This is a genomic window from Bacillus thuringiensis (assembly GCF_001455345.1).
Taxonomy (GTDB): Bacteria; Bacillota; Bacilli; order Bacillales; family Bacillaceae_G; genus Bacillus_A; species Bacillus_A thuringiensis_N.
This window is the reverse complement of record NZ_CP013274.1, coordinates 896,135-913,983: the sequence shown is the minus strand read 5'-3', so window position 1 is coordinate 913,983 and position 17,849 is coordinate 896,135. Positions and strand designations below refer to the sequence as shown.

Sequence of the window (17,849 nt, the reverse complement as noted above, 5' to 3'; positions counted from 1 at the left end):
TTTTTATTATAAATCTAGCCAATTTCTCCAATACTCCTCTACTACAATTGTATTTCCTCATCCTTAATTAATGGCTCAATATCATACTTCTCACAAAGTTCTCTCACCATATCAATGTACGTTTTCTTAGCCTGACGCATATCTTTTTGCTGTAAATAAGCATACCCTACTTTTATATATTTATTATACAAATATACATATATTTCTTTTGCGTTTGGCTTAGCATCAATTGTTTCCACAAGTAACGGAGCAATACGGTAATATTCGATAATAAGCTGTTCACCATCTCCATCTTTAGCTAAGTTATTATCTCGATACGCTTTATAAGCCATAATTTCTTCACAGTTATCAGGCTTATCAAGTGCCACACATGTAGCTGTTGTTAAAAAACATCCTTTTTTCGAGCTTGAGCTACTAGATGAAGTATAAGAAGTTGAAGCATAACTTCGAGTTGCCGAATATCGCTCTTTTGATTGATTAGATTGAATCCAGCCTTCAACTTTACGGTATTCATTATTAGCATATGGGTGTCCTAATTCTTTTGCTCTTTCAAAGAATATTTTTGCTTTAGGTAAATCTTGTGCATAGTCGTTCCCGTATTGATAAATTTTGCCGCAGAGAAATTGTGCTTCAGCAGTATTACATCTTTCTAAAAGCGGTTCAGCTTTACGGAAATACTTATTCCAATAAAAAAGTTTCCCTAAACGTTCACTTATATCCTCATCCCCCTCACCGTTATCCAGTAAATATTGATGAAGAAAGATTAGAGAATCTAACATATTAGCAGCTTTATCTGCATCTTTTTTACGTACCTTTACATAATTAATATATTCGAGTTTCGATAATTCTTTAATAGCCCCCATATGTTCATAAGCCGCTGCCATTTTAAGTGCAGCTACTGCTTTTTTATATCCTCGATCTTTATGTAAGTAATACATGCCGACATAATAATTTGCTTCTGGAATCATTAAATCGGCCAGCTTCTCCATATCACGTATATTATTCTTATCTACATAATTAATTAAACGTTTCGCTGCTTCAAATTGTCCTAAGTTTGCTGCACGCCAATAATAATCTTGTGCTTTTTTCACTTCGTTCGTGCATTCATAGGCTAAGCCTAGTTCATATAACACATTAGGATCGTATGATTTACCATATAAATCTTGTAAATTATGCAGTATATCTAAATCCATTTGCAACTGTGTCCATAATTTTAGTTGAATACGGCTAATCTCTTGTTGCAGTCCATTTCTCTTTATATAATCTAATTCAGCTGCAGAAATTGCCGAACCTTTTATTGATTTAATATAAATATCGAACGCACGTATATAACAAAAACCTAATTTTTCCAGATTAACAATATATCTACGGGCATTGGTTAAATCATCATTATCAATCAAAGACAAAATAAGACTGACCATATGTTTTGTAATATATGGTGTTGTTTTTGTAACCATTGAATGTTTTACATTTGTTTGCGAGCGGATTAAACTATCCAGCTGTTTTGCAAGATCCATCACTGTTTGTATATCTTGCATTAACGTTTCATGGTTATTTTTCACATCTTTATTGTCTTTTTTCAGCTTATTACTAAGTGTACGCAAAAGTTCTGCCGCTTCCTCATCCGAGGTATTTAATATATCCTTCCTCATATTTTGAATCAATCGATTCTGTTGCTGTAACAACGCTTCAATGGATGTCGAATACATCATAATGTGTTCATTTATCAATTCTTCAAATGCCGTATTATAACTTGGCGTATCCATTGTTTCAAACCACTCGTACATATCGTCTTCATATGCATGCACTACGATACAATCTGCTATTTGCGTAGCAAATTGCTGTACTTCATCTAACTCTGTAGTCGAAGCCAGCAAATGTATCTCTTTTACCTGTCTATACTTTAGTAACGTTTGTACTTCACGCTTCCACATACCTTTTTCATCAATAAAGATAATGGCACTTTCTCCTAATTGATGTAGTAAACTGTACATCTCTTGTTCTTTCAAACTAAATTTAGGTAAATATACAAATGTCGTATTATGAATTGTATCCGTTGTAGCCAATTGATACAGTTGAATTAGACGTCGAATATCCACATTTTTTTTATACAAATCAGTATTAGCTTCTTTGTAATCATCAACTTCAAGTGTTTCCATGTTACCTAATGTATTTAAAGAATGAATATCATTCATTTGTTCGTCACGGTAAATAATTGTCGGTACATTTGTATTCATGCGAATTAACTCTACATCTTCCGGTGAAAGTATTTGCTCAAAAAAATGTTTAGCTTCTTTCGCAGAACCATACACTGTCACAATCTTCGTATTCGCGACCTTAGGGAATCGTGTAAAAAATTCAATGCGTTTTAATAATTGCTCAAGCTGTAGCATTAAATTCGTTTTCCCCTCATATACACTGGCATCTAACTTACGTGCTATTTGTTTCGTTACATGCTCATACAATTCATCATATTTTTGACGAATACTTTTTTGTTCCGGCGTGAGTCTCATCATTTTCTCTGTTAACAATTTAGAAAGTAAATCGAATGTTTCGTTTGGTTGAACCATAATTTCTTACACCTTCTATGTATTAAATTTGTTGTAATGAATCTCTAATCGTTTTATACGTCTTATCTAAGCTTTTTGTTGCATAATGACATTCTTTTATATCGCCTAAAATTTTTGCGTATAACTCAGTTAGCGTTTTAATCTCCAAAATATCTATAGCGTTAAAAATAACTTCATTAATTTTATTACGTTCATTTACTAACGTTTGTTGTTTTTTCTTTAAATCATTTTTTAATGCTTGAATTACCTTTTCAATTTGATCTAACACGCTATCATTTTCCTGTTTCATGTGCTCAATCTCATCCATAAATTGTGCTAAATAAGTTGCACCACAATATTCCTGCTTTTCTAATGCTGAATATGCAGCTACACCAAAAACGGGAATATTTGTCGTTCGTAAAAATTCTTTACTCTGCTCGATAACCATCTCAATATTTTCACGATTTTTCTTATCTGCCTTATTGAAAACAATTAATACTGGTTTTGCTACATTAAGCGATTCAATAAATTCAATATCATCTTGCTGAATGATCCCATTTTCTATATCAACTAACCAAATAAGACGATCAACACTCCGTAACTGTGTATAAGCTTTATGCTCATCAGATACATTTTGTTGTATGTTAGAATCTGATTTACTATATCCAGGTGTATCAAGTAAGGCAATATGTTTATATTTGAAACTTGGAATTGTCATTACAAGATTGTTAATGAATTGTGAGAATCCAAGATTATATTTATCATAAAATGCATGAGTTAACGCGTTCGCCGCTTCCATCGTAATCGGGACTTTCCGATCATATTTTGTATATGCGTTAACTGTTTCTTTTTCCCCTTGAACTAAATAGGTTGCGATAGATGTTGTTGGTGATTGATCTTCTGGTAAAAAGTCACTTTGTAAAAGTGAATTAATAAATTTTGATTTCCCCGCACTAAACTTCCCGCCAATACCAATAACCATTTTTTTCTCTAGTAATTTCATTTTATTGTGTTCAAGTAACTTATCACTTAATTGTACGAGTTGTTGATACAATTGCAGTTCATTATTTAAATTAACTTGGCTAATAGATTGTAATAACCGTTTATCAATAAGTGTGTCTATTTTTTTCATTTTTCTCATATGATGCATAGCACCTTTATTGACTTCCAATAAAGATGCTATAAGTTCTAGCCCTTTTTCAGGTTTTGCTAGATATGGATTTTCAACTTCTATATATTCTTCAAAATCGTCCTCATCATCATCCCAAAGCCCCATTGTCACTCACCTCTATATATACTGATTTACTTGCTTTTTAAACTGAGCAATTTGTTCGATCAAATCATTGTATTTTTGTAAGCTGTTTTCTTTATCTGCCAGTAGCGTTTGTATTTTTTTTACATTATCACGTAATTGATATTCTATATTGTCAACAAATGTATTGGCTTGTTTCATTAATAGATCTTCAATTTCTTTTTCTTTTTCATCTAAAATAGCCACGATGTCTTTATTAATTTCAGCCATAATACGGTCTTGTGTCAGCATCAATCGACTAATCTCCTCCCCTTCCACAGTCCCTTTTGTAAATTCGTCTGTTAATTTCTGATCATATTTTGTTGCTTCTATCTCGATTTTCGGAATCGTAATTCGGCTAAGCGCGCCATTCAATGGTATTAATATTTCTCTCTCATCAAATTCTTCTTCAACTAAACTGAAAACACTAGTCACTTCATTCGTAATTTCCTTTTTAATTGCATTCAAATTAAATAACTGGTCAAACTGCGTATTAATGAGTTCTTTACTACGTACAACATATTTACGAATACCCGAAATTGCTTCTTGAATATTTGCTGTATTCGTTTTAATTGTACTTGTGTAATACTCTTTCTTTATTCCAAGAAAGCCTGTACGACGACTGTGATTAACAGTTTCAGAATTAGTCATTACCGATACCCCAACATGGTTATCAATTTCACGTTCAACATCAACTTTAATTGATTCCAACGTTTTTTGTGCATGAAGACTACCCGATTCAAAAATCTGTTGAATATTATATCGAATTGCATTTAGTTTTTTGGAAATTAAATAGGCTTTGTTTTGTAACTCATCCAAGTCATACGATTGTAAATCTTGACGATTCGTACGTGCCTGTATATTAATCGTTTCAAGCTCTTTTAAGAAATAATTTTGCTTATCATGAATTGTATTTTTTATTTTCTCAGCGATAATCTCATCTTTTTGGGCTACAATTTGTTCTAACTCCCCTTTTTTAATCCCTTCAATATTCGATAGATCTTTCAATAACGCTGGGTCTTGGGAGAAACCTTGGAAGCGGCGTTCGAACTCATTTACTAAATGTTCTTCTTCCTCTGATAATGCTTTGTTTTTTTCTATTTTTGTAGCGATTGTATACATAATTGCAGACACATATTTAGGTGGCAAATTTGCTCCGATATTGCGAATGATTGGTGCACAATCCGAATTTTTCAATGCTTCATCAAAAATGTTATTTGCTTGTTTATTGAAGTTTAAAACACTTACCTTCAATGCTTTTTTTAAAGAAACATTTTGTTCTTTATAATCTAAAATGCCAGAATCAAACTTACTACCCACAAGTACTGCACGGTTTACTGATTCACCTGGTAAAATATTCGATAAAAAATCCAGATCCTCTTTCGTTAAAAATTGACCAGTATAACTTAAAAAGAAGACAATATCACACTTCACAAGAAAATCCATTGTCGTACGACCACGCGAAATAATTGGATCATTCAATCCCGGTGTATCGATAATTTCTGCTTTCTTTAGTAACTCATTGTTTAATTGAATTTCAGTATGTTTTACAATTGGTGTGTAATGACCACCTGAACCTACATAGTTATTCAACTCTTGCATAAATTTTTCTTGATCTTTCCCACGAATTTCAACCGTCTCATCTAAGTATTCATAAATATCGATTTCATTCGTTTCTGCCATTACTACAAGCTCTTTACATGCCTTTAGCTCTTGTGGTATTTTGTTTTCATTTTTTTTGCAAAATTGCTCTTGAGGCATAGAAATACGCGCTCTTTTTTTACATTGTTCTTTATGCTCTGCATATAATTTTGCCATAAATTGATCAGCTGCTTGTGCGTTCTGTTCAATTAAATACCAATCTTTTTTTGAATAAAAAATTATTTTCCCTATAAACTCTTCGCCGTATGTAATTTTTGTAAGTGCCGCTGTCATTGGCGTAGGAGCTTTCGGTAAGATAGATTCGCAATTAAAAATAAGTGCATTTAAGAATGAAGACTTCCCAGCTTTTACCTCTCCAACAATTCCAATTCGAACTGCACGATTTTCTTCCTTAATGGCTTGCAAATTCTCTTCTAACATCTTTGCGTTTTTTTGGAAATCGAGAATATTATTATCGCTGACTAAATCACGGGCCTCCGTTAAAGATTCCGCAATATTTTCAATCAGGTGAATAAATTGTTTCTCTTTAGCTTGCATATGTCACACCTCTTAACTCGTTTAATTGTTGTTCTGTTTCTCCGACTATCGATTGTAACTGTTGCTGCAATAACTCATAACGCTCTGTTTGACTTTCCTTCATTTCCTGCGCCGATTTCAATGCATCTTCCTCAATTAAAATAAGTTCCGCCATTTTTCTTTCTGTTTCTTCTAACAATTCAGCTTCAACTTCTACTAATGAATTACGAATTTCTGGACGAAGTTTATCCATGATCTGCGGAATAACCTCTACTTCAATTCTCTTTTTAACTTCTTCCAATTTACCTTTTTGTCCACCAATACCAAATACTTTTAAAATTTCCGGTAAGAATACGATAATCAGTTCTAACCATGGTGCAACCACAGATGTTGTAATAGCTAGTACACTTGAAATTACCTTATACATTTTCAATGACTGATCAGTTACTTTTTGAATCTTTTGCAACGCTCTTACTGTGTCCGATAGCTTCGCAGCGATATCTTCACTCATATTCGCAGTATCAATATTTAACGATTCGAAATCAATACCTTGCAAAAATTCTGTATACGATTCTTCTGTATAACGTTTAGTTGCTTCTACTAAAATAGGTCGTAGCGTATTATTCACTTGGCGTGAAAATCCACTTTCGCTCGATAATACAGCTGTCGCTAATTGATACGAGTTATTAAATAATGCCGCTTCTGCTTCCGATATAATATTTGGTAACACATAGCTTTGCATCTTTTGTGTTAACTTTTTACGCTCTTTTTGTAAATTCGTTTCAAGTTCTTTCTTCAAACGTATATGACCATCAATTTGCTTTTGTATGTCAGACACATCCAAATCTTCTGTTGTCGCTAATTTTTTCAAACTAATTAAAACATACTCATATAGTTCTTCAACCATTGGACAAATCGTTGCATTAAATATTTGTTGAACATCAAAACTTTCAATTATACGTTCCATTTTAATAACTGTTTCAGGATCAAATTTCTTAACTGTTTCAACAACAATTTCCTCTTGAAACTCCCACTCAGCTGTCTCTTTAACCTTCATCACAATGCTTTGTAATAAAGATGGGGCCTTCTTATCTGCTTTGGATACAGCAATGGCTAAGTTATGATTGTATTGACGAATTTCATGAATAAAATCAATACCTGTCTCCTTAATTTCACCTTCTTCACAATCTACAACCATAACGTATGCATTTCCTTGATCTATATACTGCATAATCGCTTTATTGTGGTCTTCTAATGTAGAGTTAAATCCGGGCATATCAACAAAAGTATAGTTAGCATACTTTCGTAAAAACGTATTATTTAATGTAAACCGAAAATGTAATACATCTTTGCTTGGTAATTGCTGAATATCAGCTAATTCCATTTCACGTACTATACCATTCGTAAAAATCACTTCAAATTTATTAATAGATCCATAGCATATTTCTGTTGCTATAGCCGTTTCAGGATTCTGGTTTTCAATTAACAACTCTTCTGATAGTAATGTATTTAATAGAGCACTTTTTCCTGCACTAAAACTTCCAATCATCAAAATTTTCATCGAAAATTGATCTATTTTCCCTTGCAACTTATCTAGCTTTTCTTGTATTTCTCCTTGAATATTATATTCATCGGTAATTTGTTTAATATACTTAATATGATTTAAAAAATTTTTTTGATCAACCATCTCAACATCTCCTAATCACTTATTATTAAGATAATAAAATTCAGATTGTGCTTCTTAAGATAATTTTATTATTTATAAAAGATCATTACATTCCATATACCTCTTGTTATGCCTCTTACCCCAATTGAATATCTAACTGATTTGTACTTTTTCTTTAAAGATAAATAAAAGGAAATAAGGAATTAGTATATATCCTTTAATGTAATAAAAAATTTACCATGTCTTTATTTTACAAAAAAATACAGCAATATTCACGTCATTTTAAAAAATTATATTACAAGGATGAGAAAAAGGAGGGAATACCTCTCCCCTCCTATAGCAATATTACTGTCCATCCTTGTCCGTAATTGATCTCCCATTCATGCTATTCAATCCTACACTCAACAAAAAAGACCACCAAAAGGCAGTCCCTCAAAACTCAATCCTATTCCCAATCCCCTGCTCCACCGCTTTCTCATACAAATACTTCGCAACAATAATATCCACTACTGCCAAACCAACCGATTTGAAAACAGTAATCTCTTCATCATTCTCCCTACCAGTTCTTTCACCGCTTATAATTTGTCCAAGTTCAGCGTGGATGTCGCTTGCTTCAAATAAACCTTCCTGTATCGGAACTTGAAGGTCTCCTGTTTCTTCTAATGCTGCTTCTTTTGATTCGACTACTACTTTTGTTGCGCTTGCGATGGCGTGAGATGGTAGTTCTTGCATGTTTGGCCTGAATGAACCGACGGCGTTTATGTGGACGCCTTTTTGTAGTTTTTCTGAGAAGACTGGTGTGGATGCGTTCGTAGTTGTGACGATGATGTCTGCTTCGCTTATTGCTTCATTTGCATTGGTGTGAACGTAAGCAGGTTTACCAAATTTCTCTTGTATATATCGCGCAAATGCATACGCTTTTTCCTCTGTTCGATTGTATAAAATGACTTTTTCAATATCTCTAACCGCAAATACAGCTTCTGCAATTCCCTTCGCTTGTTCTCCTGTCCCGATAATACATAAAGTTTTTGCGTTATGACGAGCTAAATATTTTGTCGCTACTCCTGATAAGGCGCCTGTTCGAATCATCGTTAAGTAGGATCCTTCTAAAAGTGCGAGCGGTTCTCCCGTTTGAAAGTCTGATAGCATTACAATCCCGTTTATCGTTTTCTTTCCTATCTTTTTGTTCTGCGGGACTACTGTTACTACTTTTAGACCGAGTGCTTCGAGTCCTTCCGCTACTGAAGGCATAATTAATGCCGTATTTTTCTCATTCGCAAATGGTAGTGAAGTACGTATTGGTGTAATCGTTCTTTCTGCGGAAAATTCTTGTAAAGCAAGCGCCGCGTATTCAATGACTTCATTCATATTTACTAAGTTTCTTTGTTCGTTCGCGCTTATGACTAACATATTTATTCACCCCCTCTTCTTATCCTAACAAAAATCCCCGATTCAAATCATCTCTCGGATCTACAACGAACTGATGAAATCCTGTAATAAATGCATGCCCCGTTACTTTCGGAACGACAGCTTCGTATGTATCTACCGCTGTTACCGACAATACTTCCCCCTCGAATTTCCCATCAGTAATACATTCGTGGACGAAAATTTCTCCCTTTTGTAAATTATCCCTTTCAAAAAGAGTTGCGATTCTTGCGGAAGTTCCTGTGCCACAAGGAGAACGATCTACTTGTCCATCAGCGAAAATTGTTACATTTCGTAACGTAGCGTCTTTCCCTTTCGGTTCATCTGAAAAAATAACGCCGTATATTCCTTTTAACCCTTCTTCAAGCGGGTGCTTTACTTCCATTTTACTCTCGATATAATGTTTAATTTTACCGCCCCACATTTGAATAGCAGGTAAGTCCTTGAAATCAACTTTCAAACCAAATTCTTTACTATCTACTACCGCGTAAAATGCTCCGCCAAACGCGATATCTACTTGAAATTCATAGTCATCTATTTTAATAGGAACGTCTTTTTTGTATACAAATGAAGGGACATTTTCAAATGATACGGACTCTACTTCGCTACCATTAAATTTTGCATACGCAATTACTTCACCAGCAGGGCTATCAATAATGAACTTTTGTTTCTCACCTGTCACTTCAAACATACCTGTTTCAATTCCGACTGTAATAACGGCAATAATGCCATGCCCACACATCGTACTCCAGCCTTCATTGTGCATAAATAACACACCAAAATCAGCGTGAGCACTTGCCGGCGGTGTAATAATACAACCGTACATGCCGTGATGCCCTCTCGGTTCATACATAAGAACCTCGCGAAGATGATCCAAATGTTCCATACAGTATGCACGTCTTTCTAACTGCGTTTCTCCTTTTATTTCTGGCACGCCGCCTGTAATAATTCGAAGTGGTTCCCCAGCTACGTGCGCATCAATCGTTGTATATATTTTACTAACCTTCATTTCAATCTCTCCCCTATATGTTGATACTCTTTTTATTGCAAGTATCATGCCAACGTATAGGAGATAAATTTGTATACATTGTGTAAAAAAACATACACCACTGTCTATTTTTTTATACAGTAGACAGTCGGTGAGTATTAACCCCGAATCAGTCCTGCACTCACAAAATCCAAAACAAAGAACCCCGAAAACTCAGGGTGTGATGCTGTATAGACGAGGTTATCGTTCCTTTTAAAATAAGTTTCCAAAATCAAATTTATATTTCACTCGGCAGTTTTTCCCACTCACTTAAATGCATGACATCTTGTTTTACGTTTTTCTTTTCTGGAAGTAAACATAGAAACTCTAAAGAATTACCGTCAGGATCATAAAAATAAAGATTTGCAGTAGGTGTCCAGGTTTGGACCATAGGCTCGGAAGGTTCAAGACCAAAAGCGGCCCTTGGGTTTATTCCTTTATGAAGAAGCCATTCCCTTGCATGAGTGATTTCTTCATAGTTAACCTTGAATGCAAAGTGACTTGTATGGAATGCTTCTTCTGATACCTCCCAAATACCCAGCATTTGTTCTCTCTTATGTTCTTTATCAAACCAAAAGAATGCTACACGTCGTTCTTCAATAGTACGAGCATGAAATAATCCGAGTTTAGTATAAAACTCTTTTGCCACTTCTAAATTTTTCGTTTTAACATGTGTTTCATATAAAGTACCTGGAAACAAAGCATATTCCCCCTTTATATTTTCAGAAATTCTTACTATAAAGCCTATTTTAAGAAGCTAAAAATAGAAGTGATATCGTATTTTTTTCAATTTTGTAACCCTAATGCTTAACAAAAAGTTCTCGTTTTCACTCCCAATAACCACCAACTAAAAATAGATGCCCTCGGATTCACCACCCGATTCCACACCTCGCCTTATCATCCAACTCCCCCACAAACGAACTCTCACCAAAATTCAAAATAAAAAAGCCTCCGAAACATCGGAGGTATATATTTTAAGTAAACAGTCTAATTAAAACGAACTCTCAATTTATGAAATATTATACAATTTCCATAAAAGGTTTGATTACTTTCTACTATTTAACTATTCCCCTTTACGATAGTACCCATTTGCAATATATACATATAGCATTCCGAAAGGGGCAATAAGCGGGCTAAGCATATAAAGCATTAAAATCTTAAATGCCTTCCACATCAACATAAATAGCAATGGTAAAATAATAAAATGGCCACCCATAAGTGTATTTATCAAGTCATCCCAAACAATTGTTGCAAAAGGAAATAAAAGTCCAGCCAATACAATATATATTGCCAGCGAAAATGAAACTTCACTTACATATAGTAAAAACCCGGATACAGCCATTGAAATAATATATGATTTTACCAAATACTGAGTATCCACCCCATAAAACATTTTTCTGATAAATTGTATCATTTCGGAAATAGCACCTCCTAACATTCCATTTTATTCCTTATTTTAACATATAAAAGTCGCTTATTGATGTTTTAATTAGAATTTTCAGAAATAACTTCAAAGAAACAACTAAAAAACTATTGATTTTCGAAATGAATTTTTATTAAAACATTCAACAAACTCATATGTTACGAAATAAAGAGAAAAGCTATTTTGACAAAAGGTTATTAAAATAGCTTCTTATCTAACAGATTAAATTTTTCATTAAAATCTAATCAAACCCGAACCCCCACCACATCCGGCACTCGCTTCGCAATCTCCTCCCCAATCTTTATACTAGCCGTTGCGGCCGGGGATGGTGCGTTGCAAATGTGTAGAGAGTTTATGCCTGGGATAATGCAGAAGTCATCAACCATATTGCCGTTTGATAAGATGGCTTGTGCCCTTACGCCTGCATGCGTTGGGACGATATCTTTTTCTGTTAGTTCTGGTATTAAGTGCTGTAAGCTTTTTAGGAATGATTGTTTACTGAAAGAGCGCACCATTTCTTTTATGCCTTCTTTCATGTTTGGCATCGCCATTTTCCAGAAGCCTGTGTATGTCATTGTTTCCATGAAGTCTTTTATGTCGAAGTCTTTTTTCGTGTAGCCTTCGCGCTTGAAGCTTAATACTGCGTTTGGGCCTGCGTGTACATCTCCGTTTATCATTCTTGTAAAATGAACGCCTAGAAACGGAAATTCAGGGTTTGGAACTGGGTAGATTAAATGTTTTACGAGATGGCGTTTTTCTGGGACGAGTTCATAGTATTCACCGCGGAACGGAACGATTTTCATATCCGTTAATATGCCAGTCTTTTTCGCAATGCGATCGCTATGTAAGCCGGCGCAGTTAATGAGAAATTTCGTTTTAAATGTGCCTTTGTTCGTCTCAATTGTGACGGCGTCTTTCTTCTCCGTAATACGCTCTGCGGCTGTTCCTACATGTACTTCTCCGCCGCTTTCCTGAATGAGGCGAGCGAATACATAACTGACTCCTTTATAATCAGCAATTCCGCAAGAAGGAACACGGATTGCGCCAAGTCCTTTTACATGCGGTTCAATTTCAGCTAATTCTTCTTTATCTATTTTTGCGATATGTAAATCGTTTTGTAAGCCTCTCTCATATAAGTTATGTAAAAGAGGAAGTTCTTCTTTTTCTGTCGCGACAATTACTTTTCCGCACATGTCATAAGCGATGTCATGTTCTTCACAAAATTGGACCATCGCTGCATTTCCTTCTTTTGCAAACTTCGCTTTATAACTTCCTGGTTTATAGTAAATGCCAGAATGAATGACACCGCTATTATGTCCAGTTTGATGATGTGCGAGTTCCTTTTCTTTTTCAATGATTGCCATTTTCGCATGAGGGAATTTTTTCGTTAAAGCCATTCCAGTTGAAAGGCCAACAATTCCTCCGCCAATAATTATAAAGTCATACATCCTACTTCCCCCTTAATAGTATAAAAGGCAGGTCTCTTTGTAAGACCCGCCGTACATATTATTTAGAAAAACAACCACGTTGACGCATTAGTTCTCTATATAAATCTTTATTTTTTTCGAATGCCGCTCTTCCGTGCATCCAAAATAGATTATTTAAAAGAACTAAATCTCCTACTGGTAATTTTAATGCATGTGTTGCTGGTGAATTTTCAACAGAATAAGATAAATCTTTTAGATAGTTTGCTTGTTCAATATTATCTGGATACGCAAACTGATCAATAAAGCAAATACACGGTGCGTTATTCACATCAAAAAATGTTTCACGATAGACGATTTCTTGTGAGTTTTTACTTGGTGGTGCTTTATACGTAATTTTAACAGACGCGAGCGAATGGTCTCTAAACTTCTGAAGATCTTCCCAATCGTCTAAATGTAGTAAACGTGATTCCCCGCCTACTGCATTTTGCTCTTCAATCTTCATCATAAGAAGCCAATCTGTCGGCTCATCAACGAATGTTCCGTCTGTATGAAGTGTAAATAATCGGTACGCTTGGCGAAGATAAGAATCACTACTATCCGTATCTTTCACATTAAATCTAGCATAATACGTTCCTGTCATCGCATCAAAGTTTGGCGTTCCAATTAAATGTGTTAATGCTGTCGCAAATTTCACGTATTCTGCTGGATCTACCGTTTCGCCTTGTACCCCAATCGTAAATCCGCCCGTTTCACGGTCATGAATAATACCGCGAATGTTATCCATAAATGATTGCCCAAAGATCTTTCTCATTCCGTCAGCAAGATTAAATCGAGAATAAGGAATGTATTGCAGTGACTGCTCTGAATACTCTTTTACCTCTTCAAAAAATTGCTTAAGCAATTGCTGATTTAATACGATATGATATAAACGTTTATGCTCTGGATGAGGAACAATTTCATACCCCTCATATTTTTTTGCAAACTTCATCTTCGCACTTTGTTCTGTAATAATCGACATTTTAATTCCTCCCTAAATGAAATATGAAGAACGTATTGACGCTTTTTACAGACAGTTATCCTTATCTTCTGTATGCCGAGATCCGGTCTTACTGCCCTAACAGCAAAAAGCCAGTCATACGCATCCACGACATAACAATCGCAGATACATACAACTGGCTCATAATTACGAGTGTTCTTTAATCTCTTAAAGTACAATAATAATAGACAGTTCATATGAAAATATGTGTAAAACAGGTAAGCAAGATCGAATTTAGAGAAGGCTAATTTCTCGAATGGATCTTATTAATTAATTAAATAATAATTCAAAATATTCTAACTGTCAATTCGTTTTTTATTATTTTCTCGACATACTTTACACATTTTACAAATCCCTTTGCTCTCTGCACATCCTCTTTTTTTCGTCTCTTGCTTTACAACCTGCACGTCATTTAACTTTTTCATATTCCTTGCCTCCCCAATAAAATAAGCCAGTCGTATCCCTTTAAAAGAAATACAACTGGCTCTTGTTTATGGTGATAAAGTGAAACTTTGATCAGCGGGGACGTAGTTCATCCCCACTGATCATTAGTTTCACCAATCGGACATTTACGGGCAGTTAATCTCCAGCTATGTTTGTGAGCTGGAGGTCTTACTGCCCGTAAATGTCGGGTAAACTAGACAGTTTTTATGGTGTTGTTTCCTCGTACTCACCTTGTGGCTGCTCATCATTTAAATAACTTACATATTGGCGGTGCAAATCTTTTACTGCACTAACAATCGCGTTTTGCGCTTTTCCTTGATAATGGTCTGTAATATCTTCAACGATTTCTTCGATACCATCTCGTAAACTATGTCCTCTCAAAATTTGAGCGACGAAGTCTCTACCGTGCTCTGTCGCAAGCGTGCATGATGCTTCAATAATGACATGATATTTATGATCTGCCTCAATTGTAATTGTTAATGTTTCATACATACTGCGAACAGCCATCCCTTTCGGAAGCCTCGAATGTCCTGCCATAAAAAATGTCCCTTTACGCATATTTCATCCTCCGTTACTATGTTTTTTAGTGTTTATACTCGATCTACGTATACTGTCTTTATTCTCGTATAAAATTCTTTCGCCGCTTTTCCTTGTTCACGCGGTCCAGCACTAGAGTTTTTCATTCCGCCAAACGGAACTTGTGGCTCTGCTCCTGCAGTTTCTGAATTCACATGAACCATTCCAACTTCCATATCATCAATAAACCGTTGCGACAAACTTAAATTATTCGTACAAATCGATGCACTGAGTCCGTATTCTGTATCGTTCGCTAAAGAAACAGCTTCTTCATAACTATTTACTTTAAATAAACAAATAACTGGGCCGAAAATTTCTTCTTTCGCAATTCGTGCATCTCCGTCTACATTTTCAAAAATAGTCGGTAGCACGTAACAACCATTCTGTAATTCTATTTCGTTCGGTACACTGCCTCCATACAGTAAAGAAGCCTCTCCTTTTCCTACTTCAATCATCGATAAAACAGATTGCTGTTGTCCCTTTGAAACGCACGGGCCCATAAATGTATTTGGATCTAACGGATTTCCAACTGTAAGAGCTACCGTACGCTGCAACAGTCGATCCTTAAACGCTTCATAAATACCCTCTTCGACTATTACTCTACTTGTTGCGGTACATTTTTGCCCGGTTGACATAAACGCACCTTTTATCGCAATCGTTACCGCCTTCTCAATATCGGCATCCTTTAATACAACTAACGGATTTTTCCCGCCCATTTCTAATTGAACCTTTTTCCTCGTTTCAACGGCTGCTTTTTGAATGATGTTTCCAACGTGATTAGAACCAGTAAAAGACACCGCCTGTATATCTGGATTTCCCGTTAATTCTGCTCCAACTTCAGATCCTTTTCCGAATACGCAATTGATAACTCCAGCTGGAATACCAGCCTCATGAAAAGCATTTACAAGATGGTACACCGATTTTGGCGTCACTTCCGCTGGCTTAATGACAATCGTATTTCCGTATATAAGTGCCGGCGCCATTTTCCACGCTGGAATGGCAATTGGGAAATTCCATGGCGTAATTAATCCCACCGGACCTACAGCTACACGTTTACTGTAAAGCATTGTACTTTCATTAGTAGACGGGATAATCTCTCCGATTGGTTGATTTGCTTCTCCTGCATAATATTCAAGAATGCTAATCGCCCGCTTCGTCTCTCCTATTCCTTCTGCAATCGTCTTTCCTTCTTCATTCGTTACATCTTGACCAATTTCATTTACCTTTTCTTTTAAAATAGCTGCTGCTTTCCATAAATAATTTGCTCTCTCTTGAAACGATAACCTTTGCCATTTATGAAAAGCTTCTTTCGCCGATGCAATTGCGACTCTTGTATCTTCTATTGAACTAAATGGAAATTCACCTAGCACTTCCCCGTTATGCGGATTATAATTTTTCACATATGCATTCGTGGAAGGTTCTTTCCATTCACCGTTTATATAATTGAGATACTTCATTCCCCTGCCCCCGCCATTTTCATTTTGATAATTTTGCAATTGCTGCTTCTAAAATAGTAAGTCCTTCTTCAAGCTGTTCATCCGTTATAACGAGAGGTGGTAAGAAGCGAAGTACGTTACTATAAATACCTGCGCTTATCGTAATAACCCCTTTACTATGCGTTTCTTTCATAATCGCTTTCACTTCTTCTGACGCTGGCTCTTTCGTCCCTTTATCTTTTACAAGCTCAATGGCAGTCATAGCGCCAAGGCCTCTCACATCACCAACTATTTCGTATTTCTCTTTCCAGCTATGAAACACTGTCATCATACGCTCGCCAATTTCTACAGCACGATTTACTAAATTTTCTTCTTCAATTACATCTAAAACAGCTAATGCAGCCGCGCAAGCAGCCGGACTTCCTGAGAAAGTACCACCTAATTGACCTGGTCCAGGTGCATCCATCAAATCTGCTCTTCCTGTTACTGCGCTAAGCGGCATACCAGCAGCAATTGATTTTGAAAAAGTCATTAAATCAGGAGCTACGCCGAAATGATCCATTGCAAATAAACTTCCCGTACGAGCAAAACCAGTTTGAATTTCATCTGCAATCATAATGATTCCATACTTATCACAAATATTTCGAACACCTTGTATGAACGTAGTCGTCGGAACGATAAACCCGCCTTCTCCTTGAAGCGGTTCCAAAATAATCGCAGCGATAGTATCACTTGCTACTTCCTCTAACATAAAGCGTTCGAAATATGCTAAAATTTGCGCGTCTACTTCTTCTTGCGACAGTCCTTCTTCCGCGCGGTAATAGTACGGATATGGTAGTTTGTATACTTCTGATGCAAACGGACCAAATCCATGTTTATATGGTTTCACCTTACTTGTCAGTGACATCGTCAACAGTGTACGCCCGTGATAGGCACGCTCAAATGAAACAATGGCACTTCTCCCAGTAGCTTTTCTAGCAATCTTCACCGCATTTTCTACCGCTTCCGCACCGCTATTCGCAAACATCGTTTTTTTCTTACAATCACCTGGCGTTAACTCATTCAGTCTTTCCGCCAGTGTAATATAACTTTCATAAGGTGCTACGTGAAAACAACTATGAATCGAAGACTCCACTTGATCTTGAATTGCCTTTACTACTTTCGGGTGACAATGCCCGACATTTTGCATACCAATTCCGCCTGCGAAATCGATTAATTCATTGCCATCTACATCCGTAATAATTGCGCCTTTGGCTGACTGCACATACAACTCTGTAATATTGTAAGGCCCTTCTGGCACCGCATTCTTTCTTCTTTCATGTAATATGCTAGATTTTGTAGTTGTAATATCCTTCTTCTCTTTCAACATAG

General features: G+C 35.8%; 14 protein-coding genes. All 14 read right to left on the bottom strand.

Going from position 1 to position 17,849, the window contains the following annotated elements; all coding sequences use genetic code 11:
• Positions 1–41: 41 nt before the first annotated feature.
• The gene (locus tag ATN06_RS04845) at positions 42–2,570 is read right to left on the bottom strand and encodes a CFI-box-CTERM domain-containing protein (RefSeq protein WP_060629746.1); all 2,529 of its coding nucleotides are present in this window, start codon (positions 2,568–2,570) and stop codon (positions 42–44) included.
• A gap of 22 nt (positions 2,571–2,592) precedes the next feature.
• A complete protein-coding gene (locus ATN06_RS04840; protein WP_060629745.1) occupies positions 2,593–3,825 on the bottom strand; it encodes a dynamin family protein in 1,233 nt (410 codons plus the stop codon).
• A 12-nt stretch (positions 3,826–3,837) separates the two neighbouring features.
• Positions 3,838–6,039: a dynamin family protein gene (locus ATN06_RS04835; RefSeq protein WP_060629744.1), complete on the bottom strand. Its 2,202-nt coding sequence runs from the start codon at positions 6,037–6,039 to the stop codon at positions 3,838–3,840.
• Entirely contained in the window at positions 6,029–7,705 is a 1,677-nt protein-coding gene (locus ATN06_RS04830) for a dynamin family protein (RefSeq protein ID WP_060629743.1), read from the bottom strand. The genes ATN06_RS04835 and ATN06_RS04830 overlap by 11 nt, the downstream gene beginning before the upstream one ends.
• Positions 7,706–8,116: 411 nt before the next feature.
• On the bottom strand, positions 8,117–9,094 hold the full coding sequence (locus ATN06_RS04825) for an ornithine cyclodeaminase family protein (protein ID WP_060629742.1): 978 nt from the start codon (positions 9,092–9,094) through the stop codon (positions 8,117–8,119).
• 19 nt (positions 9,095–9,113) lie between these two features.
• Positions 9,114–10,166 (bottom strand): proline racemase family protein, encoded by a 1,053-nt coding sequence (locus ATN06_RS04820; RefSeq protein ID WP_140350564.1) that lies wholly within the window; start codon positions 10,164–10,166, stop codon positions 9,114–9,116.
• A gap of 208 nt (positions 10,167–10,374) precedes the next feature.
• The gene (locus ATN06_RS04815) at positions 10,375–10,836 is read right to left on the bottom strand and encodes a VOC family protein (protein WP_060629740.1); all 462 of its coding nucleotides are present in this window, start codon (positions 10,834–10,836) and stop codon (positions 10,375–10,377) included.
• Positions 10,837–11,199: 363 nt separating this feature from the next.
• The gene (locus ATN06_RS04810; RefSeq protein ID WP_234415822.1) at positions 11,200–11,502 is read right to left on the bottom strand and encodes a hypothetical protein; all 303 of its coding nucleotides are present in this window, start codon (positions 11,500–11,502) and stop codon (positions 11,200–11,202) included.
• Between the two features lie 302 nt (positions 11,503–11,804).
• Positions 11,805–13,007, bottom strand: coding sequence for an L-2-hydroxyglutarate oxidase (gene lhgO, locus ATN06_RS04805; RefSeq protein WP_060629739.1), 1,203 nt, complete (start codon positions 13,005–13,007; stop codon positions 11,805–11,807).
• A 58-nt stretch (positions 13,008–13,065) separates the two neighbouring features.
• The gene (glaH, locus tag ATN06_RS04800) at positions 13,066–14,004 is read right to left on the bottom strand and encodes a glutarate dioxygenase GlaH (protein WP_060629738.1); all 939 of its coding nucleotides are present in this window, start codon (positions 14,002–14,004) and stop codon (positions 13,066–13,068) included.
• Positions 14,005–14,318: 314 nt separating this feature from the next.
• Positions 14,319–14,447 carry a hypothetical protein gene (locus tag ATN06_RS29565; RefSeq protein WP_254904413.1) on the bottom strand — a complete coding sequence of 43 codons (129 nt, stop codon included), beginning with the start codon at positions 14,445–14,447 and terminating at the stop codon, positions 14,319–14,321.
• Between the two features lie 223 nt (positions 14,448–14,670).
• On the bottom strand, positions 14,671–15,024 hold the full coding sequence (locus ATN06_RS04795) for a DUF3870 domain-containing protein (RefSeq protein ID WP_060629737.1): 354 nt from the start codon (positions 15,022–15,024) through the stop codon (positions 14,671–14,673).
• Positions 15,025–15,056: 32 nt separating this feature from the next.
• Positions 15,057–16,499, bottom strand: coding sequence for an aldehyde dehydrogenase family protein (locus tag ATN06_RS04790; protein WP_060629736.1), 1,443 nt, complete (start codon positions 16,497–16,499; stop codon positions 15,057–15,059).
• Positions 16,500–16,518: 19 nt separating this feature from the next.
• Positions 16,519–17,847, bottom strand: coding sequence for a 4-aminobutyrate--2-oxoglutarate transaminase (gene gabT / locus ATN06_RS04785; RefSeq protein WP_060629735.1), 1,329 nt, complete (start codon positions 17,845–17,847; stop codon positions 16,519–16,521).
• Positions 17,848–17,849 lie beyond the last annotated feature (2 nt).